Genomic DNA, 23,482 nt, shown 5'->3' with positions numbered 1-23,482 from the left:
TCTTATTGTCCTACTACAACCTTTGCATAACGGATTACGCTATCATTTAAAAGGTATCCTTTTTCGATAACATCAATTACTTTATCCTTCATGTCTGGTGTAGGTGAGGGGATAGAAGTAATGGCCTCTTGATATTCTGCATCAAATGGTTTGCCCAATACATCCATTTCTTTAACACCCAATTGTTCCATGGTCTTGCGGAATTTGTTGTTTACCAATTCCACACCTTGTTTTATAGCATCTCCATCAGAGATGTCTTTCATATGGCCTAATGCACGATCAAAATCATCCATTACAGGAAGTAATTTTACAATTACATCTTTTCCTGCAGATTGCATAAGCTCTAATTTTTCTTTGGAAGTACGTTTCTTGTAGTTGTCAAATTCAGCTACTAAACGCGTATAGCGGTCGTTAGATTCCGCTAATTTTTGGTTTAAGTCATCAGCCTCCGCTGCTGTATTCTCCACATTCTCCTCGAATTGATTCAATTCTTGATCTTGAGTATTTTCGTTTTCGTTCATCATCAGCTAAGAAAGTTAAATGTTAATTGCCTGTCATCAATTATACTGCCAACGCAAAAAATCCGACATGCTGTCAGTCTGTTTTGAAGTCTACTGGCAAGAATGTCGGATTTAATCGTGCTTGTCAGTCCTTAAATACTTACATTGTCATGTAAGGATCCATCTGCTGTACGCAGAATACGGGCTGGCATATTTCTAATAATTTGGTAATCGTGTGTTGCCATTAATACGGCTGTTCCAGAGGATGCAATATCACGAAGTAATAGTACAATTTCCTCGGATGTAGCAGGGTCTAAGTTTCCTGTTGGCTCATCCGCTAATATAATTTCTGGATTATTCAATAAGGCACGCGCAATTACAACACGCTGCTGCTCACCACCGGATAACTCATGAGGCATCTTCTTCAATTTTGAACGAAGACCCACCTTTTCCAGTACATCTAGAATTCGGTTCTCAATTAGACCTTTTTCTTTCCATCCAGTTGCCTTAAGAGCAAATTCCAAGTTTTTTTCGACAGTACGGTCATTCAACAAATGGAAATCCTGAAATACAATCCCTAGTTTACGACGTAAGTAAGGAACATCATTCTCATGCAACTTCCTTAGATCAAAACCTGCAATCATACCTTCACCATTAGCAATATAAAGATCTCCATAAATAATCTTTAATAAACTACTCTTTCCAGATCCAGATTGCCCGATCAAGTATAGGAATTCACCTTGTGAGATATCCAAGTTTACATTGGATAGAACCAAGTGTTTTTGTTGATAGATATCGACATTTTTTAATCGGATAACCGTATTTGTTTCTCTCATACTTCTTATACGTCAATTTTTTTTATTTGGCCAAATGGCAGTTCGCGAACGATATCCATGATATACTCTGCTTTATCTGCTAGCCCTATTTTATCTAATGATTTATCAGGTCGATCCACGCGGAAATAGGCTAATAAGGTGAATGCGTCATCACGCAATTGCACATAATCCGGGATTTTGGCCACGCCCTTAACCTTTATAACATACATAGTCGAACAAAAATATAACTTTTTATGAATTCATAACCATATAACGCCACAAATTGCGATTTATTGGTTTGCCTTTAAAAATGCTAAAGTATCCACCGCATCCGCATAATCATCCAATGCCGGGCATTGACTAGCTCCAAATGGAAATACCGCAGCATCAACATTTAATTCGCGCTCAGCAGTCACACATTGAATCTCATTTAAATGCGATTGAATAAAACTTTCCACCTCTTGAATGTCCTTATAACGCTGGTAATGGATAACCGCAAGGGGAGAAGCAAGGTTCTCATCATCCTTCAACAATAAAAAGCCATTGTCATAATGCTCATTTTTGTTGATTAAATAAATGGATTTATTAAAATCGTAATTGTTGTTATACTTGAAGTGATCCTTAATCCCAGCAAAATATTCTAAAGGTTCATATAATTTAGCGATATCGTAGTTCTCCGGTATAAAGATCTTAGAAACTGAACGGCAACCTAAGCCAAAATAATCAAATATATCATGTCCTAATTGTTGAAGCTCCTCATTTGTTTCATCTCCAGAAATAACGGCAACCGAATTTCTGTTTTTACGAATGATATGTGGTTTCTTTCCAAAGTAATGTTCAAAGTAGCGGGATGAATTATTACTACCTGTAGCGATAATTAAATCGTATTCTGTCAATTTCTCGACTATTTTGAAATAATTGGAGAATTCAGGCTCAATTGCTACCAAGATATCCAACACCGCTTTTGTTAATCCGGCATCTTCAGAGGAAGCTTTAATTTCCGCATGGAAGCCCGTAATCAATACCGAAAGGATATCATGAAAACCAACTAGAGGAAGATTACCTGCTAGGACCAAACCGACAACCTTATCGGTTTTTATTTCCGGGAAATCTTTTAACCAGGCTTGTAGTTTATCTACTTGCAGGTTTGAACCAATAGCCTTGGTCTGTTGTAACACATTTTCTTTAGTATACCAAGGATTACGTTGAGCGACAGAAAATAAAAAAGGGGAATTTTCAAAGTCATTGGATTGCAGGTATTCACCAAGTTTTGCGAAGGCTTCAATTCTTTGCTGTAATATCAAAATCTTATTATTTAGAATTATTCTGTTAATATTTTGCCGTATATTTGCCATCAATTTGTAAATAACTACTAAAGTTATATACTTTTTCTTCAAAGTCTATGGCTGAAGTAGTAACTTTGAATACACAAAATTAGTTTATTATTTTATTGTAAGGACATAAATGGCAATTAAAATTACAGATGAATGTATAAATTGTGGAGCATGCGAACCAGAATGCCCGAACAACGCAATTTATGATGCAGGTGTTCCTTGGAAGTTTTCTGATGGTACGGCCTTGAATGGTGTTATTGATTTTGGAGATGGCGTAACGATTGATGCAAGCGAGTCCCAAGATGCAATCTCGAATGAAGTTTACTATATTGTTTCTGATAAATGTACAGAGTGTGTTGGATTCCATGATGAACCACAGTGTGCTGCTGTATGCCCAGTTGATTGCTGTGTGGAAGATGAAGATGTAGTCGAATCAGAAGATGAATTATTAGCGAAGAAAGCTTGGCTTCACGCGGAATAAGATATTTTTAAGAAATACGTAAAAGGTGCTCCATACTACATGAAGCACCTTTTTTTATGACCTAATCGCTATTTTAGATATTCTAAGGTATTTTCCAATTTATACTTTGGTGACCGATTAAAAACCATTCCCGAAAGAATGCGGTATGTGTAGCTCCCAACAATACAAATACACGATCGTTTTTATGCAAAGGAACTTTATTCACATTAGAAAACATCAGTAGATTTCTATGGTAGAATTTTGCAGCTTCCTCGGCACCTTCTTGTCCTGCTGGGCTGGAAGCATATAAAAGCATATCTGCATTGATATTGATTAAGAAATCTAAATATTCAGCCGAATTATTTACACGAAACATATCGATTACTCTTGGCTTTCTATTTAATTGCTTTAAATAATTAGCTTCATTTTGTTGAACTAGTTTTCCATATCTCGGGATAGTTAGGCTATCCACTTTTACATTCAATTCCTGATAAACATTATAATTATATCCTTCGGCATAGTCAATACCATATACCTTCTTTACCCCAGCGCGACTTCCTAATTCAAAGGCAAGCAATTCAATTTCAGAAGGATGTTCAAAGGTCATTTTAGGGTTAGCCAGGTATGCATCATATCGTGCCTGGAGATTTTTCTGCTGTTCAGGCAAAACTTCTAACATCATAACTGTTGGCTTAAATGTTTCGAATTTACTTACCAGATCATGTACTTCCTGAATACTTTTTGGGTCTCGTGGATTAAATTCTGTTCGGGTAGCGTCACTGGTAAACCCCATATGGAAAGTTCCCACACTCAATACAGGAATGGCATCATCAAATTTTGTTTTAAATTGCTGCTCTTGGGCATGAACTAATTGGTTTAAAACAAATGTTAAAGCAAATAGCATCAAATATTTCATAATCATAATAATTTGTTTTGAATGCACAATGGTAAGGGCATCTTTCATGTTATTCAAGTTTTATCGACCAATGCCACCAATTTATCGACAAATAGATTTTTGCTCCGTCATGAATTCCTTAACTTTATCTCATTCATGAAAAACAAGGAAATTTTCATTTCTAAGATGAGGGAAATCATCATCCACATCCTTTTTTGGGTTATTTGGTGCTATTTTACTTTACTACGATGGGAGTCAAACTCAATTGTTCTTGACGAATTGACGCTAATTAGTTTCTCTAGCTTTTTCATGATAATTAGTACTTTCTATCTAAACTATTTAGTTTTTATGCCTAGGTTATTTCAGAAATGGCATCCTCTAAAACCTATTGCATTTCTCTTAATCAGTTTATTATATTTTATCAGTTTTCGATATTTAATCGAAGAATTGATCTTTCCTTATTTCTTACATATCCGAAATTATAGCGATCAAGAAGCATTTGCTTTTTATATTCTTGATAACTTTTATTATGGATTGCATCCCATTATTTTAAGCACTGTTCTTTGGTTAGTCATTTATGTTATTCGGCTATTATCGTATCATAAGCGAATTATTGAAGAGAATAAAAATACAGAAATCAAGTTTCTCAAGGCACAGCTCAATCCTCATTTCCTATTCAACAGTTTAAATAACATCTATTCTTTAGTGCATTTTAAATCCGACAAGGCCTTACCAGCTATTGATCAACTCGGGCAGTTAATGAGGTATAGCACCTACAATAGTGAGAAGGAATGGATATCCATAAAGGAAGAAAAAACATATATCGAGTCTTATCTAAAACTTGAGGCTTTAAGAATTACCGAAGATGATTGTATCTTTTTTAAAGCTGATATCTCCGACGTAAACATCTTAATTCCAACCTTTACATTAATACCATTTATTGAAAATGCTTTTAAGCATGGAATCATAAATAAAGAAACCCCCTTGTTTATTGAACTCGTATTCAGGAATAATAAACTCAGCTATGAAGTTAAGAATACTGTTTCAGATAACCTGAAGGACACTCAAGCAGGAATAGGGTTAATAAACATTCATAATCGTTTGAATCATTATTATCCAGAGAAACACAGCATAAGTTGCATTGAGGAAAAGGGAAACTATTGTGCTAGACTAGAAATTGACTTTGAATGAGAAATGTAAATTGTTTAATTCTTGATGACGAACCTATGGCAGCTAGATTGTTAGCAGATTATGCCTTATCGATGCCAAATTTGAACCTCATCTATGCTGGTACTTCCGTAAAAGAGGCTTTAAACTATCTACATGAAGAAAATATTCAACTAATCATATTGGATATACAGATGCCCGAAATAAATGGAATCGAATTGATGAAGCTATTGGGTACCCGGTATGATTATATTATAAGTTCCGCTTATAGTGAATACGCTTTAGACAGTTATCAATTCCAGGTTGTTGACTACTTATTAAAGCCTATTAATTTAGACCGTTTTTACCAAGCCATTTTTAAATATATCAATTGGAAATCCCTTCAACCTATAATAGCGGATAAAGATTACTTACAAATACGTGCGGATCGTAAAGACTACCGAATCGCTTTCGACGAAATTGTACTTTTAGAAGGAATGAAGGATTATATTCAAGTTATCCTAGCGAACCAAAAGCTATTAGTTCTTGAAACGATGAAAGATATTCAACAGCGATTACCCGAACAACGGTTTATCCGAATTCATCGATCCTATATATTACCTAAAAATTCCATTAGAAGTATTGAAGGAAATCAAGTTCGACATGCTAATGGAAATTGTTATCCTATAGGAGATACCTTCAAAGACGGTCTTCTATCTTGGTTTAATAGTTAATTAGATGATTTTTAATTTCATCAATTTCAAATAACCTCTACTTTTCTATTGTATTTTGTTTACTTTTCTATGCTGATTATTGTCTAAAGCATAGTTTATAGATCTTCCACATTCGATGAAAGATGTTGTCCTTAAGCAGAGAATTAGAGATTTTTCGTTTCCCTCAAAGTTGTAATAGGCAAATCTCCTTTATCCATTTACCTTCTTCTTATTCCTTTTATCATTTCATTTCATTGTCTTTTGTCTCACATCTAATAGCGTAGCGGTCTCATATCTCATATCTATTTCCTTTGGTTTTATTCGTCACTCCTTCGGATCTCCTTCGGAACTTGTTCGGATCTCCTTCGGATCTCGTTCGGTTAGAAGCGAACGAGATCCGAGCAAGATCCGATGTAAATCCAATAGAATTCCCTTGGAGTAACAACTAAAAGATTACTCACGTATTAACATGGCACATAGAAATATTCACTTGAATATTCCAAATCACCTAAAATTTGACAAATCAGTTTAGGAATAGAAATTCATTTTATAATTCTAAGGGACTTTTGAGGATATCAATCTAATAAAGGAATGTTTAAATAGCTTAAAGTAAAGGTTTAAGTAACAGTTAGCCAAACAAAGGATTTATTATCACTTCTTTAAGCACGTCTAGTTATGTAAACAAATAAATACAATTCAGGGTATTATTTCATGTAATAAAATAAAGCATAACTAAACATTTGTTTTTTAGCTGAATAAAACGAATGGTATATAGCAGAATATTAGTTTGAGGTATAATCTATGGGAAGGAAATAATTTGGTTTGCACGGGTATTTTTTTATTTTTGTTGGTCTTTAAGAATAAATAAACACATAATAACCCATTAAACCGCATGTCAAAAAAAACAACGGGATATTTAATGCTGGTAACCATAGCATTAGCTTCAATTATTACTTTACTATACGAATTTGATATCGTTGCAGTACCTCCAACGGTCATGATGGCTGTTCGCTGGATAACGGCAATTGTCCTTGTATTAAACGCTATTGTTCGAAAAGGATTAACAACCTGGATCTTGACCTGTATGGTTTTAGGGATATTTGTAGGGCTTGATTTTCCAAACGTGGCTAAGGCTTTGCAACCTTTAAGTCAAGGATTCATCAAATTGGTTAAGACCATTGTAGGACCTATCTTATTTTCTACCTTGGTGTTTGGTATTGCCGGACACTCTGACTTAAAACAAGTGGGCCGAATGGCATGGAAATCCATGTTGTACTTTTTCTGTGCTACGACCTGTGCTATCTTTATTGGTCTTGCAGCAATCAACCTGACTCAAGCAGGTGTAGGTATCGACATTGAACATATGCCACATGAAGAATTACCACAAACTTCTGCCTTATCAGAAGGTGATAAAGTGGCTTTAAGTCATATTGATGAAAGTGCACATGGCATTTACAAATTTACATCCTTCTTCCGTGATACTTTTCCAGAGAATATCGTAAAATCGGTTTATGAGAATAAGGTATTGCAGATTGTCGTATTCGCGGTCATTTTTGGTATCGGATTAGCGATGGTGGAAGAGAAGAAACGAAAGCCATTTGTGGATTTTGCGGAAAGCTTGTCGGAGGCCATGTTTAAGTTTACCAACCTCGTCATGCTCTTTGCACCTATTGGGGTTGGTGCTGCGATGGCCTATACCGTGGGGCACCTGGGTGTTGATATCCTCAAGAATCTATTCATGCTATTGGCAACCCTTTATTTGGCCTTAATATTCTTCTTATGTGGAATTTTATTGCCGGTAGCTCTATATTTAAAAATCCCTATCAAGCAATTTATCAATGCAATTAAAGAACCTGTTTCTATTGCATTTGCAACAACGAGCTCTGATGCAGCATTACCAAAGGCGATGAGTGCGATGGAGAAATTTGGGGTTCCTCGTAAAATTGTATCATTTGTTATCCCTACAGGGTACAGCTTTAATTTAGATGGCACGTCCTTATACCTTTCCTTAGCTTCCATTTTTGTGGCTCAAGCAGCAGGAATTGACCTATCATTTGGTCAACAATTGATGATTGCCTTTACCTTGATGATTACTTCTAAAGGTGTAGCAGCAGTACCAAGAGCTTCATTAATTATTCTTATCGCAACGGCAGATCAATTTGGCTTGCCTGTATTTGTCATTGCTGCAATCTTGGGTATTGATGAATTGATGGATATGGCTAGAACATCGGTGAATGTGATAGGAAACTGTTTGGCTACGGTTGTAGTTGCCAAATGGGAAGGTGAATTTGATGAAGCTGCACCGTTCCGTGTGGAAACAGATCCAGATGGTGTAGAAGAAATCGCAGAAACAATTGAAGAAGGTCCTGAAGGTGAAACTCGGACTTAAGACGATATACGAATTAATAAGAAAAGGAGCCTAATCAGATGAATAGGCTCCTTTTTTAATTGTGACAATTTCTAAATTAAGAAATAAAGCCTTTTATATACTGCTTAGTGATCTCATGTTTTGGATGAAGCAACAAGTCTTCCGTCTTACCAAATTCTACAATTTCACCTTGATAAAGAAAGAGAATATAATCAGAAACCCTTCGAGCTTGACGAAGGATGTGCGTCACAAGCACGATGGTATACTGCTGTTTAAGGTCGATCAGTAGATTTTCTATAGTTTGTGTGGAGATCGGGTCCAATGCTGAAGTAGATTCATCACCGAGGATGATTTCAGGCTCTACAGCTAATCCTCTGGCTAAGCACAGCCTTTGCTGTTGTCCTATAGACAATCGGGTAGCAGATGCATCCAAACGATCCTTAACTTCTTCCCATAGCCCTACATTACGTAACTGCTGCTCTACAATGGCCTTTAGTTTGGCCTTATCCTTTATTCCATGAACCTTGGGACCATAGGCTATGTTTTCAAAAATAGACATAGGTAAGGGAAATGGCTTCTGAGATAATAAACCCATTTTCTTTCGAATATGTGTTACTTCAGCATCCGGGGCATATATATCTTCACCATTAACCAGGACAGAACCAGTAACCTGAACTTCTTTATGATCATCCAACAGCCTGTTCAATGTTTTCAATAAAGTCGTCTTTCCACAACCAGATGGACCGATTATGGAGGTAATGGAATTGTTAGGTATATCTAAATTAATATCCTTCAAAACCTGGCGGCCTTCGATATGTACATTCAAATCCCGGATTTGAATGTGCGGTTGTAAGGCTGTGCTTACAATTTGTGTTTCTTCTGCTTCAAGGATAGGAAATGTGTACATAGCACAATAATTAAAATAAGTAATGTCAATATTAATGCGGAGGCATAAGCACGTCCCTGTACTTCAGGGATAGGACTACTAAGCTGAAAGAAAATGGCCAAAGGTAGCGTAGCAGCTGGTTCGTCCAGATATTTAGGGATATTATCAGAAAAACCAGTAGTCAACATGACTCCAGCTACATCACCAATGGCACGCCCAAATGCTAATAATATTGCTGTAAATAGTCCTGGCTTTATATATTTGAGCATGAGCTTTGCCGATTCCCACCTGGTAGCTCCTAAGGAAGAGCTTACCTGTTTAAGATCGGTAGGAATACTGCTCAATAGTTCATCTAATGTTCGAACGACAATAGGAATTGTTAACAGACTGATGGTAATCACACCTCCCAACAGAGATGCTCGAATACCTAAGGCAACCATGATGCTAAAGGCTATAGCTCCATATACAATGGCCGGTATACCAAATAATACATCAAAGAATAACTTTAATAATCGAGCTATAAAAGACTTAGGGTGAATATAATTATGCAAGAATAGACTAATCGGGATACCGATAATACTGGCAATCAAAGTAGATAATCCTGCTAAATACAAGGAACCAATTATAGCATTCAAAACTCCTCCAGATTTGCCAAGATAAAAGCCACCTTTGGGGCTTTGCGATACCATTTCCCAGGACAAATAAGGTAATCCCTTAAAAAGAATACTTCCAATAATTAGAAATAAAGATCCGGTTATGATGATGCCTGAAATCTGCATGAATACCTTAGCCCATCTTTCCTGACGTAGTCTACTCTTTACTTTATCCATCTATACTTTTGCCTCCAATCTGTTTAATATTATTCTAGAAATTAGGTTAAACCCGAAAATGAGCACAAACAACAATAATGCTGCAAACATCAGGGCAGCATCATATTGCGGGATGGACATCATTTCACCAAAATTATTAGCTATTAGTGCTGGCAAAGGATAACCAGCATCAAAGATTCCGGTAGGGATTTTGGGTATATTCCCACATACCATCAAAACAGCAATGGTTTCACCAAAGGCTCTAGATATAGCCAATACAATGGCAGCCATAATGCCTGGACGAGCTTTCTTAAGAATCACCTTTTTAATCGTTTCCCATTTGGTTGCACCTAAGGATAAGGAAACTGCCCTTAGTTCTTGTGGGATCGTTTGTAGTACTTCAACCATGATGCTCATCATGATAGGGAATATCATGACTGCCAAAACAAAGCCGGCCGCAATTACTGAATAACCTGAAACCGTTATTCCAAATAAGGGTGCAATCACCTGACTAATCAATGGAATAACAAACAACACACCCCAAACGCCGTATAGAACCGGCGGTATAGCAGCCAAAACATTGATTAACGGCATTACCATATTTCGCAAACGATCAGATGCATATTCGACCAAATAAATGGAGGCCAAAACACATAAGGGCACCGCTATCAATAAAGCCAATAGGGTTACCCATAAAGTACCCAGAATAAAAACCAGAAATCCGAATTCTCCTTTCATAGGCGCCCAAACACTATTGGTCAATATGTCCAATAGGGAATGTTCCTCTAAAAGCGGGATAGATTTGTAAATCAATCCAACAAACAGAATTAACAAGAGGATAACTACAGCCACTAACAAGACTGCTGAACTGACTTTGGCAAGTTTATCTTTGAATAGACGTGTTATTTTCATGTTGTATCCTGTTTAATGATTCCTGAATATGCTTTTCGTCCAATGGCACATAACCATTTGCTAAAAGTTGTTTTTGCGCTTGTTTTTGAAGTATAAAAGTCAAGAAGGTTTTAATTAATTTACTTGAAGCATTTTTTCTAACCACAAATAACAACTCTCTTGCAGGAGGTGATGGGTATTGATTTTTTGCGATGGCATTAGTTAAAGAGTCTAGATTTTGATAAAAATCCTCGTTTTTATCCAAAACCCCGTTAGCATTAAGATCAATAGGTAAAGCCCGAATTCCTGCTGCGGCTAGCTTGCTATTCAGATCAAAAACGTAATTGAGGTTATTAAAACCGATAGCTAGTGGATCATCCTTAACAACTTGTGCTAATCCGGGATCACCAAAAATGCCAACACCTATTAAGTCTTCCTGATTGGCTTTAAAGAATTTAGCCCAAGTTTCGGCTGCACCAGCTGCATCCGAACGAACATATACCTGAATAGGCGAATCTACAAAGCGCGTATCAATATCTTTCCAGGTTTTATACTTAGCATGAATAAATATATTTTGGAGTTCATCTTGACTTAATCCACGTTTTAAGATTAAATCTATATTTGGGTGTTGGCTATTAATGGTAGGAATAACAGCATCTTTGGCTACAACTATAGGAAAGGCTCCATTAGCTAATTCTTGAGGATGCAGATCCCGAGAAACTAAACCAATATCCACCATATCGGTCAACACATCCGCTATCCCTTTACCAGCTCCACCTGCAGAAATATTAAAACGAACATTGGGATAAATTTCCTTGAAATCCTCCGACCAAAGAATGGCTAAAGGATACAGAGCAAATGCGCCAGAAAGAGACAAACTACCCGAATAATTCGACTCTTTTTCAAAACTTCCTTCCACATTAGGCGAGCAAGAAGCTTGAGATAAAGCTACTAAAACACTTATTACTATATACTTATATTTATTCAAACTGTTACTATATAGGAGGTAAAAATCAAATACGGTACAAATATATACTAATTCAGTAGATTTAATATAGTTTATTAAAAATTATTCTATACATTTGTCGACGGGATTTACAAATTCCACAAATTAAGAGGATATACCTTATAGAATTTATAAACAAATAGCGAATACTATGCAGAGTTTTCGAACAGAATTAGAAAATCCTATCGTTGAACAGGAGATTATTGAGTTAGCGGAGAAGATTAGAAAATATCGAAAAGGGGAGATGCCCGAGGAGAAATTCAAGTCCTTGCGTTTGGCTCGAGGGGTATATGGACAAAGACAAGCGGGGGTACAAATGGTACGGATTAAACTACCATTTGGAAAGGTTACATTTCAGCAAATATTAAAAATTGCGGATATCGCAGATGAATATGGAAGTGGTAATCTGCATTTAACAACCAGACAAGATATCCAGCTACACTACGTCAGTTTAGACAGGACACCTGAATTGTGGTCAAAATTGGCGGAGGACGATATCACACTTCGTGAAGCCTGTGGGAATACCGTTCGTAATGTCACAGCATCGGCTACTGCAGGAATTGATCCCAATGAACCTTTTGATGTGTCTCCATATGCGCATAGGACTTTCACTTATTTCTTGAGAAATCCCATTTGTGCTGAAATGGGAAGGAAAATTAAGATCTCATTCTCATCAAGTGAGCTAGATACAGCATTTTCTTATATTCATGATTTTGGATTTATTCCAAAAATTAGAATAGAGAATGGGAAGGAAATTCGAGGATTTAAGGTGATGCTTGGAGGTGGATTAGGTGCTCAACCGATATTGGCTCAAACAGTTCATGAATTCTTGGCAGAAGAGGAGATTATCCCTTATATGGAAGCCACCTTACGGGTTTTTGATCGACATGGGGAAAGAAACAATCGTAATAAAGCTCGTTTTAAGTATTTGGTTCAAAAGCTTGGATTAGAAGAAGTTCTAGCTTTAATAGAAATCGAGAAAAAGGCTATTAAGAATAAAACAGTAGTTGTAGATCGGCATAGTCAAATATCAACAAACTTACCGACAAAAGAGGTTAGCGAAATAGAACCACAAGATCCTTTAGCTTTTGAGCTTTGGAAGAGCACAAACACATTCCAACAGAAACAAGAAGGCTTCTATGGGGTTTATGTGAATGTTCAAACTGGTGACATCCCAACCGAAAAAGCCAGGAAGTTAATAGCAGGTGTAAGGGATCATATTGCTGATGATATCCGTATTACACAAGACCAGAACCTACTCTTTAAATATGTTCGAAAAGAGTCTTTAGTACATATATACGAAGCTTTGGTAGCCTTAGGATTTGGAAAACCTGGTTATAATAGTACGGCTGACATCACTACTTGTCCGGGTACTGACACCTGCAACTTAGGAATTTCAAATTCAACTGAAATGGCTCGTGTGTTGGAAAACTACATCCATGAATTTCATCAGGATTTTATCCAGGAAAAGGAATTTAAGATTAAGATCTCGGGCTGTATGAATTCCTGTGGTCAACACGGATTAGCACACTTAGGCTTTCATGGTAGTTCGGTAAAGGCCGGGACAGCTGTTGTTCCTGCAGCACAAGTGATGCTAGGCGGAGGTACTGTAGGAAATGGTGAAGGCAGAGTGGCTGAACGAGTTATCAAAGTACCCACCAAACGTGTTTTACAGGTACTGGATCTTTTATTGTCCGACTTCAAAAACAATCAGGCTGCAGGACAAAACTTTCATGCGTATTACGATCAACAAGGAAAAGATTACTTCTACAAGCTATTAAAACCACTAGCTGACTTGAGCAACCTAACTGCGGATGAGTATTTAGACTGGGGTCATGAGGAGACTTTTGCAACCGCTATTGGTGTTGGAGAATGTGCGGGTGTGTTGATTGATTTGGTTGCAACCTTATTATACGAAGCCGAAGAGAAACTGGATTTAGCAGACTTGGCAATTGGAAAAGGACAATATGCCGATGCCATTTATCATGCTTATAGTGCATTCGTATGGACAGCAAAAGCGCTGTTGCTAGACAAAGGATTAAGTGTTTCCACCCAAGCAGCGGTTTTAGCTGAATTTGATCAGCATTTCATAGCTGAAGACCTCTTTACTTTACCGACAAGTTTCAGTGAGCGAGTTCTGCAGATCAACAAGTATGAACCTTCAAAAGAGTTTGCTGAAACCTATCTATTACAGTCTAAGGCATTCTGCCTAGAAGCAGCGGAAAGAAGAGAAGAATTGAAAGCGGTGGTACAATAACTAAAAAACAACATTACATGACGAAAATACAAGCAAAAGTAACCTTAGTTGGAGCAGGACCTGGAGATCCTGATTTAATTACCCTAAAAGGAATTAAAGCCATTGCATCAGCTGATGTTATTCTATACGATGCTTTGGTGAATGAATCGCTATTAGAGCACGCACCAGCTAATGCAACTAAAATATATGTGGGAAAAAGAGCAGAGCGTCTGTCTACTTCTCAAGATTACATCAATCAACTATTGGTAGATTATGCTTTAACGCATGGACATGTTGTTCGATTGAAAGGAGGAGATCCATTCGTATTTGGCCGTGGAGGTGAAGAATTAGATTATGTACGGCAGTATGGGATTGAAACTGCAGTTGTACCGGGTATATCTTCTTCCGTTGGGTTAAGTGGTTTACAACAAATCCCCTTAACCTACCGAGGAATTGCAGAATCGTTCTGGGTTATTACCGGTTCAACCACGGAAGGCCATATATCTGCCGATTTATATACGGCAGTTAATACCGATGCCACCGTAGTTGTTCTTATGGGATTCAGTAAACTGAAAGAGATTGTAAAACTTTATCAGCAAGCTGGAAGAGGTGATTTACCAATCGCATTGATTCAAAACGGTTCATTAGCCAATGAGAAATTGGTAATGGGAAGAATCGACAATATTGTTACTGCTGCAGAGGAATCCTTAGTAGGAGTTCCTGCCATCATTATCATTGGTGAGGTTGTCGCAAAACATCAAGAGTTTAATAAGCTTCGTCAAGAATTAGTAAGCATAAGTCATTAGTATGAATCATCTTTTCCCCATTTATTTAAAGTTAGATCAATTGAAAACCTTAGTTGTTGGTGGAGGTCCAGTAGGCTTGGAAAAACTTCAAGCACTGATTACAAATTCACCAAATGCTGTAATAAAGGTTGTAGCCAAGGATGTTTGTATTGCTTTATTGGAATTTATAGATGGAAAAAAGAATATTCAATTGGAGGTTAGAGAATTTGTGGAAGAAGATCTCTGGGATAAACAAATTGTGATATTAGCGACCAACAACCCAACTTTTAATGATTATGTACGGGAGTTGACAGCGGAAAACAACATCCTATTGAATGTAGCTGATAAACCGGCCTTATGCGATTTCTATTTAGGCTCGGTGGTACAGAAGGGTGATTTAAAGATTGGTATTTCAACAAATGGAAAATCACCAACCATTGCCAAGCGGATTAAAGAGCTTTTAGAGAATTTACTTCCAGAAGAAATTGACGAGACATTAGCATTGATGTCTTCCTATAGAAAACAACTAAAAGGAGACTTGAAAGCTAAAATAGAGGTATTGAATGCGCATACAGAATCATTAATCAGGTAATATGCAGGCTAGAATAGAAGAATTAAAAATAACCTTATTAGGGTTAAACGCCAAGGAAATGCTGCAGGAGATTGATCAACTGTTTGGTTCGAATGCGGTATTTTCCACTTCTTTTGGCATAGAAGATCAGGTGATTACACATTTATTAGCAGAAAATAAGAGTTCTACCAAACTAATCACATTGGATACCGGCAGGTTATTTCCGGAAACTTACTACGTATGGAATAGAACCCTGGAAATCTATCGAATGCCCATCAGGGCATATTATCCAAATACTGAAGCGGTACAGTCCTTACTCGGAGAAAAAGGTCCTTCAAGCTTTTACAATTCGGTAGAAGATCGTAAAGAATGCTGTTTTATCCGAAAAATAGAACCTTTGAAACGCGCGATTGCTGGCTTCCAAATATGGATCACAGGCATACGAGCTGATCAGTCGGCTAATAGGGATCTGATGGAATACATAGAGTGGGACGAAGGCAATCAAATCATTAAAATACATCCTTTATTTCATTGGACTTTAGCTGAGGTAGAAACTTACCTAAAGGATCACTTCATACCATATAATCCATTGCATGACAAGGGTTTTCCAAGCATTGGTTGTCAACCTTGTACAAGAGCAATTACTGCAGGAGAAGACTTTCGAGCTGGCCGATGGTGGTGGGAGGACCAAAGCAAAAAGGAGTGTGGTTTACATCAAATAAGTAAATAAAAAAGAACGACATGGATTATTTAGATCATTTAGAAGCAGAAGCTATATATATTTTACGAGAGGTTGCTGGACAATTTGAAAAACCGGCACTCTTATTTTCTGGTGGTAAGGATTCAATTACCTTGGTTCATTTGGCCAAAAAGGCATTTAGACCAGGTAAATTCCCATTTCCATTGGTACATATTGATACGGGCCATAATTTTCCGGAAACAATAGAGTTTCGGGATTGGTTAGTTGATCAAATTGGTGAGAAACTCATTATAGGACATGTTCAGGATAGCATTGATGCTGGCAAAGTTGTTGAACAGAAGGGAAAGAATGCAAGTAGAAATGCATTACAGACAGTTACCTTATTGGATACTATTGCGGAGAATGGATTTGATGCTTGTATTGGAGGAGCTAGACGTGACGAGGAAAAGGCAAGGGCTAAAGAGCGAATTTTCTCTGTTCGAGATGATTTTGGACAATGGGACCCTAAAAGACAAAGACCCGAGCTATGGAATATCTTTAATGGAAAGATCCAAAAAGGTGAAAACGTTCGTGTATTTCCAATCTCCAATTGGACAGAATTAGACGTATGGAATTATATCAAAAGAGAGAAAATTGCATTGCCTTCTATCTATTTCAGTCATCAGCGAGATGTTGTATTTAGGAATGGGCAATGGATGGCAGCAGATCCGGTATTACAAATAGATAATGAAGATATTGTAGAAAATAAATCGGTAAGATTCAGGACAGTAGGTGACATGACCTGTACAGCTGCAGTAGATTCTATTGCCGTTGAGTTAGACGATATCATTGCAGAGATCAAAGCTTCAACAGTTAGCGAACGAGGGGCAAGACTAGATGATAAAGTATCTGAGGCTGCAATGGAAGAACGTAAGAAACAGGGCTATTTTTAATTATATTTCATTAAGACTATTATTTCCATGAATATTATAAAATTTATAACAGCAGGCTCCGTAGATGATGGGAAAAGCACCTTAATCGGTAGATTGCTATATGACACTAATTCTATATTAGACGATCAATTAGAAGCTATAAAAAAGGCAAATCGTAAGAATGATGATGGCACGGTGGATTTAGCTATTCTAACTGATGGACTAAAAGCTGAAAGAGAACAGGGTATCACCATCGATGTAGCATATAAGTATTTCCAAACAGAGAAACGTAAATTTATCATAGCCGATGCACCAGGACATATTCAATACACCCGGAACATGGTTACCGGTGCTTCTAATTCGGATCTAATCATCATTCTAATCGACGCCCGTAAAGGTGTTATCGAGCAGACCAAAAGACATTCTTTTTTAGCTAAATTATTGAACTTGAAAAAGGTATTAGTTTGTATCAATAAAATGGATATGATGGATTATGAACTAGCTGTATATGAGAATATTAAAACCGATTACTTAAACTTAGCTACCAAACTCGGATTGGATGAGGTAGACTTTATTCCAGTATCTGCATTAAAAGGTGATAATATTGTTCATCCATCTAAAAATACGTCTTGGTATACTGGTCCATCATTATTGGAATATTTAGAAAATGTAGAAATAAAAACTAATCAAAATAAAGGTTGGAGATTTCCTGTACAATGGGTTATTAGACCTCAAAGCACTGATTTGCATGACTATAGAGGCTATGCAGGTCAAGTGTTAGGAGAGGGGTTGCGTGTAGGTGAGGAGGTTGTCATTCTTCCTAGTGGACAGCGCTCAAGAGTAGAATCAATCGAATTTGACCAAAATCCTTTAGAATATGCTGAAAATGGTGCTTCCGTGGTGATTCACTTAGCTGATGATGTGGATGTCTCTAGAGGCGATATTATAGTAAGTTTGGATTCACCGGCAGATACAGAAAAAAATTTAGAAGCCAATATCGCTTGGTTTGATAACAAACAACTGGATGTTCAACAAATCTATTTGCTGCAAAAACATAGTAAAGTAAGTAAAATAAAAATTCCTGAGATTTTATTCAAATACGACGTACATACTCAAGAACAATTATTTGATCAAACTTTAGGATTAAATGATATTGGTAAAGTGCAGATTAAATCTGCTGAAGAGATTGTTTATGATTCAGCAGAAGTTTTCTCAGAGAATTCTAGAGCGATTATTATAGATCCTAGAACAAACATTACAGTAGGTGCAGTTATATTTCCATAGGGTAAAATGGATAAGGATATTCCTAATAAGGGGATATCCGTAAATTACTATTTAACATAATATAAATTATAAGTAATATATGTAATAATAGAAATCTAAGGGAATTGACAGGTATATTTGATTACAGCACTAAATTAATCATTCCTTCAATTTACAATACACGATGACATGATTTGACATAAACTGACAGCTTAAATATAAAAAGCGTTTGAAGTTTTCAATACCTTCAAACGCTTTAAATTTTTATTAGATAATTTATTAATCTGTCAAGCTACTGATATCAACCTTAGGTTTTGGTAGATTCATAGCTTTTATAGCAGCTTTACAAGAATCAACCATTTCTTGTGTCATTTCGTAATTATAGTCGCCATAATCGTTGTATTTCATATTGCCAACAAAGAAAAATCCGTATTGATCAAAAAAGTCTGTTAAATCAGTTTTAGAGATTTCACATGCTGTTTTAATAAAATTAAGCTGATGAACAGCAGGATTTCTTTCTTGCTGATTATTCATTGGATTCCAATTAACACGATTTCTACGGGAATTATTGGCTGTTTTCAAGTATTGCTGACGGAATGCTTCAAAAAGATCAGGATAGAAATCTGGATTATTTCCTGCAGATTCAAAGTATAGTTGCAATTGCCAGAATGGAACTAATCGATTAAACACATCTGGATCCTGTAAATACGATATTTTCGCATCTATAATACTTTTTCTTGCTTTATTGAAATTATCCTGGTTCTTGATCCTTGACTCATTATTAAAGGATCGCATGACATATAAAGAAAAAAGGTTATTACTTACTTCACCAAGACCTCCCCAATTAAACATCGGTCTTGTTTGATGAACATGGCCAACCTCATGGCTAAATCCCCAACATGGATCACCCTTAATTACCGATTCAGGCTTTGTAACCATAGCCATTGCATATCCCTTTTTATCACCCATATAAGCCACACCGTCACCATCCCGGAACATGTAATAATTGTAGTTTACACGAGCAAGAACTTTATTATCAGGCACTTTATTGTACTTGATTAAGCCCATTATACGGTGCTGACGATAAACTAGAGAGTCATAATTACTGATGAGCTCCTCCCCTTTTCCTGCAGCATATTTTTGCAAAGATTCTACTGGATACGCAATTTGAATATGCTTTCCCTTTGCATCTAAAATTGGATATACAGCTTTAGAAAGCATATTATCCCAATCTGCATTTTTATGCTTATTGATATCAAAATAGCCGTTTTCTTGGCCAGTAACAAAGTTTACTGTGATTGGTTTTTCTTTGGACGGTTCATTTGAAAAGTAGCTGATGTAAGCAAGGCTACCAAAATCAGTTAAATTAATGATATTTACGCCATTACGAAGCGTAAATTCCTTCTTTTCAATACCCCAACCTTTGGGATCTTTAGTAGGTTCTTCCGGATTTGGCGCTTTACGCATCCAATTTGGAATAAGTAATTTTACTTCTTTACCTTCCTCAATTCCTTCTGCAATGATCACGTGTTTACCAATCGGTAAATAAACACCAGTTACATTTTCATATTTGCTATAACCGTCTCCAATCGCTAATTGATGGCCTAAGGTATTCGGTGAAAGCAATGCATTGTAGGTCGCCAATCGATATTGGTTCTTGTCCGTTCCAGCCAAAATATCAAAAGCTAACTTCTGAATATTAGGATCAGTAATTGCTTCGATCTGTTTTTTCTTAATACCCGGCTTTAGTTTAGTGGCTAATGCATCATCAAATACGGAAAGATTTTGATAGGCTTGTTTAAAGTCTTTTGCCGATTGAGCCCAAAGTGAACTCGTTAAGAGACATGTTGCAGCTAATGTTAATAAGGTTTTGTTCATAAATGGTTTTTGTTGAATTAGCCTAAGATATAAAAATGATTGTGTCTAAAAATCATTTGTTGACTATTCAAGAACGTTTTTAAACAAAACAAGCTAATCAATCGATTGCTTTCATTGTAATAAATTTGATGGAATTCTATTTCGCTTCCCTTTTTACTTTAAGGAGCTCCCCTCACCTACCTAAAAATATTTTTTTCAAAAAATTCTTGTTTCATAAATATATTAATCTACATTTGTAGATACACATAGACAATTGTAAACATGGCCTTATCAAAAACTGAAGAACAACTCATGGAGATCATCTGGCATTTAGATGGAGCATTCATGAAGGATATTATGGAACAATTTTCAGAACCAGTTCCATCAAATTCTACTGTATTGACCTTGTTAAAGCGTATGCAAGATAAAGGATACGTAGGATTTGAGACTTTGGGAAATTCAAGAAAGTATTTTGCATTAGTACCCAAGGAAGAGCATTTTGGAAAACAAGTGAATGGATTAATTAAGGATTTCTTTAATGATTCTCCGTTACAATTCGCTTCATTTTTCACCAAGTCAAGTAATCTATCTGAAGAACAATTGCTTGAACTGAAAAAAATAATAGATGATGAACTTAAAAAGAAACAGTCATGATTTTATTCGTTTTAAAATACCTGATCTGTTCATTATGTCTTTATTTGCCATATGAGCTGTGGTTTAAGGATATTAAATTCCATTCGTGGAAAAGGTTTTACCTTTTAATGGTATTGATACTACCAATAGTAATACCTTTTATTTCTTTGCCAACGTATTCGGAGCAACCAGTAAAACCAATGGAATTTCTCCATCAACAGTCGCTCGTAACTTTTGAGAATATCACGCAGACATCTACTCTAATCGCTGATGAAGGTAATACCAGCACAATAGATTATCAATTAGTTATTTGGTATTTATTCCTTAGTGGTCTAGTAATTTTCGCCCTTAGATTCATAAGGAATCTTTGGAAAATGTACCTATTAATTCGAAGTAATCAAGTTGTACAGGTTGGAAAAGTAAGGGTGGTCTTATTAGACTCAGCTATAAGTCCCTTTAGCTTTTTTAATTATGTTTTTGTCCATAAGGAGGAATATAACAATGGTTTTGATCCATTGATTTGGAAGCATGAAATGGCCCATATCAAGCAATTACATAGTATTGATGTTTTGATACTGGAAGTACAATTCATATTTGCTTATTGGAATCCGGTATTATACTTCGCCAAGAAATCCATTAAATACAACCATGAGTGTTTGGCTGATGATTTTGTTATCCGTCGACCGGAAAATATTCAGACTTATCAATACTTATTAATCGGCTTAAACAGCGAAAAACAAGTTATGGCATTAGGGAGTCATTTAGATTTTAACCAACTAAAAACGAGAATAATCATGATGAACAAAACTGAAAACTGGCAAAGAAAAGCTTTCTTAGCAAGCTTTTCGATCATGCTGATTGCAGGATCAACCTTATTGTTTAGCAACAAGAATGCTGATGAAAATGAATCTATTGCAGAAAGTATGCTTTCAAAGGCGAATACAGCCCTAAATCTTCAAGCTCCTCAGGATACTATTGAAGGGATTGGTGCAAGTAAAGAACAACTAGCTGAGTACGACAAAGCTATAAATAAAATTAAGGAGTATAAAAAGAATCATCCTAATGACCGATTTATTGATATTTCGGGTCTTGATAAACGAAGGATGGGATATATTGCCTATGTTATGAATAAGGAACAAAGGGATGCAAGAACGAATAAAGATCATATGTTTCTAAACCCTTCTACTTTTATATCCAGCAATACGAGACCAAAAAAGAAATCTCCAACTAAGACCATGTTTGAAAATTGGAAAAACCCAAATGTATATGGGGTGTGGATAGATGGAAAGAAATCCAATAACAAGGCTTTGAGTAATTTGGAGAACAGTGATATTGTATATTATACGATCAGTAAGTTATATGGTAAAGCCAAGGAAGGCAGAAAATATATACATCAACTTGATATCTATACCGCAAAAGGCTTTCAAGAGGCTTATAAAAACTATCTTTTTGATGCAAAATAGGATAAGTTAAACCAAAGGACATAATTGATTTTATGTCCTTTGATTTGTTTCTTAAATGTTTTCTACTAACCTGTATTCTTTATTTTAATTTAAAACGGACGAGTATGGGGTTTTTACTTTTCTCAAGGTCAGCATACTTTTTTCTCATCACGTGTTTCTCTTCTTTACTTTTGATTTTAGCGACTGCGATCTCATCTGGGTAAATAAAGGTATATAATAGGCTACCATCTGTATATAAATCTTCTCGATTTAATATATTCAGGAAATCATTGGATTTGTCTGGAACAATGTCAACCAGACTGATAAACTTATTATTTTTCTGATCAAAGGCAACCCATTTTTGAAAATATGAATTTGCCATGTAGAAATAGAGGTAGTTTTTGTCGTTTAATATTCTCCCAAATGCATGTATTTTATGCGGATAATGATCAACAAAATCATAAAGCTTGACATTATTTTCAAACATGCCATATTCGGAGGTGTCAATAGAATTAACCGCAGGGAAAATAAATTCATAAACTTTAGAAACGCCTTTCTCATTAAGAGCCATAATCGTATAAGGAATAGGAAACACCACGAAGCCTAAAGAATCATTTATCTTAATTAATGTTTTGCCCTCATAGTAAGATTGATTGATTTTGTATTTCAAATTATAGTTTACTAAGAGTTTGCCATTCCGTGTCAATGCATGTCTTGGAACAGTATCTGTACTTCTAGCTGGTATATCGTATTCAAATGCTACCTTATTTAGCTCTATAGATTTTTTTTGGTTTTTGTATTTATAGTTTAAATCCTTTTCAATTATATTTCCTTCCTTATCTATTTTCACCTTATAGTCTGATGCCAAACCGACGAAATGATTTCCCTCTTTAATCAATTCATAGAATAACATTTGGTTTTTAATTTTTATACCATCGATTTTTTCAATTACTTTGATCAATTTACCTTGTTGGTTATATAAGTAAAAAACACCTTCATTATTATCAAGTAAGGCAATTCGATCATAAATGAAAATTAATTCTCCTGGTTTTTCCAAAACTCTTTCTCCACCCGTTTCTAGTTCTATATAGGTTAATTCTGATAAGGATTCCGAGACATTACCACCATACATTTGTTCAGGTATAATTCGAATCTTTTCTTTTGGGATATCCGAAGAATAATGGATTAATTGTGCATTTGCCGAAAAATAAATTAAAAGTATACCTATAAATGGCAACAAAAATCTTGGCTTCATTTTATT

23 protein-coding genes are annotated in these 23,482 nt (G+C 36.0%); 12 read left to right on the top strand and 11 right to left on the bottom strand.

Going from position 1 to position 23,482, the window contains the following annotated elements; all coding sequences use genetic code 11:
* Positions 1–2: 2 nt before the first annotated feature.
* The 4 genes from ABD676_RS11035 to ABD676_RS11020 all read right to left on the bottom strand — a co-directional run bounded on the left by ABD676_RS11035 (position 3) and on the right by ABD676_RS11020 (position 2,619).
* Positions 3–524: a nucleotide exchange factor GrpE gene (locus ABD676_RS11035; protein ID WP_344674731.1), complete on the bottom strand. Its 522-nt coding sequence runs from the start codon at positions 522–524 to the stop codon at positions 3–5.
* Positions 525–652: 128 nt separating this feature from the next.
* The gene (locus ABD676_RS11030) at positions 653–1,336 is read right to left on the bottom strand and encodes a cell division ATP-binding protein FtsE (RefSeq protein ID WP_344674730.1); all 684 of its coding nucleotides are present in this window, start codon (positions 1,334–1,336) and stop codon (positions 653–655) included.
* Between the two features lie 5 nt (positions 1,337–1,341).
* A complete protein-coding gene (locus ABD676_RS11025; RefSeq protein WP_344674729.1) occupies positions 1,342–1,545 on the bottom strand; it encodes a fructose-6-phosphate aldolase in 204 nt (67 codons plus the stop codon).
* A gap of 60 nt (positions 1,546–1,605) precedes the next feature.
* Positions 1,606–2,619 carry an acyl-CoA reductase gene (locus ABD676_RS11020; protein WP_344674728.1) on the bottom strand — a complete coding sequence of 338 codons (1,014 nt, stop codon included), beginning with the start codon at positions 2,617–2,619 and terminating at the stop codon, positions 1,606–1,608.
* 160 nt (positions 2,620–2,779) lie between these two features.
* Between ABD676_RS11020 and ABD676_RS11015 the strand changes: the two genes are divergently transcribed.
* On the top strand, positions 2,780–3,130 hold the full coding sequence (locus ABD676_RS11015; protein ID WP_344674727.1) for a 4Fe-4S binding protein: 351 nt from the start codon (positions 2,780–2,782) through the stop codon (positions 3,128–3,130).
* An 82-nt stretch (positions 3,131–3,212) separates the two neighbouring features.
* Here the strand turns inward: ABD676_RS11015 and ABD676_RS11010 are convergent, their stop codons facing one another.
* Positions 3,213–4,073, bottom strand: coding sequence for a DUF5694 domain-containing protein (locus tag ABD676_RS11010; protein WP_344674726.1), 861 nt, complete (start codon positions 4,071–4,073; stop codon positions 3,213–3,215).
* A gap of 279 nt (positions 4,074–4,352) precedes the next feature.
* On the opposite strand from ABD676_RS11010, the gene ABD676_RS11005 reads away from it, so the two are divergent.
* The 3 genes from ABD676_RS11005 to ABD676_RS10995 all read left to right on the top strand — a co-directional run bounded on the left by ABD676_RS11005 (position 4,353) and on the right by ABD676_RS10995 (position 8,252).
* Positions 4,353–5,195, top strand: a complete 843-nt coding sequence (locus ABD676_RS11005; RefSeq protein WP_344674725.1) for a sensor histidine kinase — start codon at positions 4,353–4,355, stop codon at positions 5,193–5,195.
* Entirely contained in the window at positions 5,192–5,884 is a 693-nt protein-coding gene (locus ABD676_RS11000; protein WP_344674724.1) for a LytR/AlgR family response regulator transcription factor, read from the top strand. Before ABD676_RS11005 ends, ABD676_RS11000 begins: the two co-directional genes overlap by 4 nt.
* Before the next feature lie 871 nt (positions 5,885–6,755).
* The gene (locus ABD676_RS10995) at positions 6,756–8,252 is read left to right on the top strand and encodes a dicarboxylate/amino acid:cation symporter (protein ID WP_344674723.1); all 1,497 of its coding nucleotides are present in this window, start codon (positions 6,756–6,758) and stop codon (positions 8,250–8,252) included.
* 76 nt (positions 8,253–8,328) lie between these two features.
* On the opposite strand, the gene ABD676_RS10990 is transcribed toward ABD676_RS10995, so the two are convergent.
* The 4 genes from ABD676_RS10990 to ABD676_RS10975 are packed head-to-tail and all read right to left on the bottom strand — an operon-like array spanning position 8,329 to position 11,805.
* Positions 8,329–9,138: a phosphate ABC transporter ATP-binding protein gene (locus ABD676_RS10990; RefSeq protein WP_344674722.1), complete on the bottom strand. Its 810-nt coding sequence runs from the start codon at positions 9,136–9,138 to the stop codon at positions 8,329–8,331.
* Positions 9,093–9,947 (bottom strand): PstA family ABC transporter permease, encoded by an 855-nt coding sequence (locus tag ABD676_RS10985; RefSeq protein ID WP_344674721.1) that lies wholly within the window; start codon positions 9,945–9,947, stop codon positions 9,093–9,095. Before ABD676_RS10985 ends, ABD676_RS10990 begins: the two co-directional genes overlap by 46 nt.
* Entirely contained in the window at positions 9,948–10,838 is an 891-nt protein-coding gene (gene pstC / locus ABD676_RS10980) for a phosphate ABC transporter permease subunit PstC (protein WP_344674720.1), read from the bottom strand. It lies immediately after the preceding gene.
* Positions 10,810–11,805, bottom strand: coding sequence for a PstS family phosphate ABC transporter substrate-binding protein (locus tag ABD676_RS10975; protein ID WP_344674719.1), 996 nt, complete (start codon positions 11,803–11,805; stop codon positions 10,810–10,812). The genes pstC and ABD676_RS10975 overlap by 29 nt, the downstream gene beginning before the upstream one ends.
* 169 nt (positions 11,806–11,974) lie before the next feature.
* Here ABD676_RS10975 and ABD676_RS10970 point away from each other — a divergent pair, with 169 nt between their 5' ends.
* From ABD676_RS10970 to ABD676_RS10945, 6 genes are read left to right on the top strand one after another with little or no spacing between them, the layout of a single operon-like run.
* A complete protein-coding gene (locus ABD676_RS10970) occupies positions 11,975–14,080 on the top strand; it encodes a HEPN domain-containing protein (protein WP_344674718.1) in 2,106 nt (701 codons plus the stop codon).
* A gap of 17 nt (positions 14,081–14,097) precedes the next feature.
* Complete coding sequence (gene cobA, locus ABD676_RS10965) at positions 14,098–14,865, top strand: uroporphyrinogen-III C-methyltransferase (protein WP_344674717.1); 768 nt, start codon at positions 14,098–14,100, stop codon at positions 14,863–14,865.
* 1 nt (position 14,866) lies between these two features.
* Positions 14,867–15,436: a precorrin-2 dehydrogenase/sirohydrochlorin ferrochelatase family protein gene (locus tag ABD676_RS10960; RefSeq protein WP_344674716.1), complete on the top strand. Its 570-nt coding sequence runs from the start codon at positions 14,867–14,869 to the stop codon at positions 15,434–15,436.
* 1 nt (position 15,437) lies between these two features.
* Positions 15,438–16,145 (top strand): phosphoadenylyl-sulfate reductase, encoded by a 708-nt coding sequence (locus ABD676_RS10955; RefSeq protein ID WP_344674715.1) that lies wholly within the window; start codon positions 15,438–15,440, stop codon positions 16,143–16,145.
* Positions 16,146–16,156: 11 nt separating this feature from the next.
* Positions 16,157–17,047: a sulfate adenylyltransferase subunit CysD gene (cysD, locus tag ABD676_RS10950; RefSeq protein WP_344674714.1), complete on the top strand. Its 891-nt coding sequence runs from the start codon at positions 16,157–16,159 to the stop codon at positions 17,045–17,047.
* Positions 17,048–17,074: 27 nt separating this feature from the next.
* Entirely contained in the window at positions 17,075–18,310 is a 1,236-nt protein-coding gene (locus tag ABD676_RS10945) for a sulfate adenylyltransferase subunit 1 (protein WP_344674713.1), read from the top strand.
* Between the two features lie 258 nt (positions 18,311–18,568).
* On the opposite strand, the gene ABD676_RS10940 is transcribed toward ABD676_RS10945, so the two are convergent.
* The gene (locus ABD676_RS10940; RefSeq protein ID WP_344674712.1) at positions 18,569–20,167 is read right to left on the bottom strand and encodes a M60 family metallopeptidase; all 1,599 of its coding nucleotides are present in this window, start codon (positions 20,165–20,167) and stop codon (positions 18,569–18,571) included.
* A gap of 261 nt (positions 20,168–20,428) precedes the next feature.
* Between ABD676_RS10940 and ABD676_RS10935 the strand changes: the two genes are divergently transcribed.
* Complete coding sequence (locus ABD676_RS10935) at positions 20,429–20,800, top strand: BlaI/MecI/CopY family transcriptional regulator (RefSeq protein WP_344674711.1); 372 nt, start codon at positions 20,429–20,431, stop codon at positions 20,798–20,800.
* A gap of 179 nt (positions 20,801–20,979) precedes the next feature.
* On the top strand, positions 20,980–22,242 hold the full coding sequence (locus ABD676_RS10930; RefSeq protein WP_344674710.1) for a M56 family metallopeptidase: 1,263 nt from the start codon (positions 20,980–20,982) through the stop codon (positions 22,240–22,242).
* Positions 22,243–22,321: 79 nt separating this feature from the next.
* On the opposite strand, the gene ABD676_RS10925 is transcribed toward ABD676_RS10930, so the two are convergent.
* Positions 22,322–23,476, bottom strand: coding sequence for a 6-bladed beta-propeller (locus tag ABD676_RS10925; protein WP_344674709.1), 1,155 nt, complete (start codon positions 23,474–23,476; stop codon positions 22,322–22,324).
* Positions 23,477–23,482: the final 6 nt, after the last annotated feature.

It is taken from the genome of Sphingobacterium kyonggiense, from assembly GCF_039536825.1.
In the GTDB taxonomy this organism is placed as follows: Bacteria; Bacteroidota; Bacteroidia; order Sphingobacteriales; family Sphingobacteriaceae; genus Sphingobacterium; species Sphingobacterium kyonggiense.
Note: the sequence above shows the minus strand (reverse complement) of the source record. Positions and strands in the feature narration are given on the sequence as shown.

Coding starts and splice junctions, on each gene's coding strand:
- ABD676_RS11015 (WP_344674727.1), top strand. CDS start 2,780: ATGGCAATTAAAATTACAGATGAATGTATAAATTGTGGAGCATGCGAA.
- ABD676_RS10940 (WP_344674712.1), bottom strand. CDS start 20,167: ATGAACAAAACCTTATTAACATTAGCTGCAACATGTCTCTTAACGAGT.
- ABD676_RS11025 (WP_344674729.1), bottom strand. CDS start 1,545: ATGTATGTTATAAAGGTTAAGGGCGTGGCCAAAATCCCGGATTATGTG.
- ABD676_RS10970 (WP_344674718.1), top strand. CDS start 11,975: ATGCAGAGTTTTCGAACAGAATTAGAAAATCCTATCGTTGAACAGGAG.
- ABD676_RS11010 (WP_344674726.1), bottom strand. CDS start 4,073: ATGAAAGATGCCCTTACCATTGTGCATTCAAAACAAATTATTATGATT.
- ABD676_RS10995 (WP_344674723.1), top strand. CDS start 6,756: ATGTCAAAAAAAACAACGGGATATTTAATGCTGGTAACCATAGCATTA.
- ABD676_RS10990 (WP_344674722.1), bottom strand. CDS start 9,138: ATGTACACATTTCCTATCCTTGAAGCAGAAGAAACACAAATTGTAAGC.
- ABD676_RS11030 (WP_344674730.1), bottom strand. CDS start 1,336: ATGAGAGAAACAAATACGGTTATCCGATTAAAAAATGTCGATATCTAT.
- cysD (WP_344674714.1), top strand. CDS start 16,157: ATGGATTATTTAGATCATTTAGAAGCAGAAGCTATATATATTTTACGA.
- ABD676_RS10935 (WP_344674711.1), top strand. CDS start 20,429: ATGGCCTTATCAAAAACTGAAGAACAACTCATGGAGATCATCTGGCAT.
- pstC (WP_344674720.1), bottom strand. CDS start 10,838: ATGAAAATAACACGTCTATTCAAAGATAAACTTGCCAAAGTCAGTTCA.
- ABD676_RS10985 (WP_344674721.1), bottom strand. CDS start 9,947: ATGGATAAAGTAAAGAGTAGACTACGTCAGGAAAGATGGGCTAAGGTA.
- ABD676_RS10960 (WP_344674716.1), top strand. CDS start 14,867: ATGAATCATCTTTTCCCCATTTATTTAAAGTTAGATCAATTGAAAACC.
- ABD676_RS10925 (WP_344674709.1), bottom strand. CDS start 23,476: ATGAAGCCAAGATTTTTGTTGCCATTTATAGGTATACTTTTAATTTAT.
- ABD676_RS11035 (WP_344674731.1), bottom strand. CDS start 524: ATGATGAACGAAAACGAAAATACTCAAGATCAAGAATTGAATCAATTC.
- ABD676_RS11005 (WP_344674725.1), top strand. CDS start 4,353: ATGCCTAGGTTATTTCAGAAATGGCATCCTCTAAAACCTATTGCATTT.
- ABD676_RS10955 (WP_344674715.1), top strand. CDS start 15,438: ATGCAGGCTAGAATAGAAGAATTAAAAATAACCTTATTAGGGTTAAAC.
- ABD676_RS10945 (WP_344674713.1), top strand. CDS start 17,075: ATGAATATTATAAAATTTATAACAGCAGGCTCCGTAGATGATGGGAAA.
- cobA (WP_344674717.1), top strand. CDS start 14,098: ATGACGAAAATACAAGCAAAAGTAACCTTAGTTGGAGCAGGACCTGGA.
- ABD676_RS10930 (WP_344674710.1), top strand. CDS start 20,980: ATGGAATTTCTCCATCAACAGTCGCTCGTAACTTTTGAGAATATCACG.
- ABD676_RS11000 (WP_344674724.1), top strand. CDS start 5,192: ATGAGAAATGTAAATTGTTTAATTCTTGATGACGAACCTATGGCAGCT.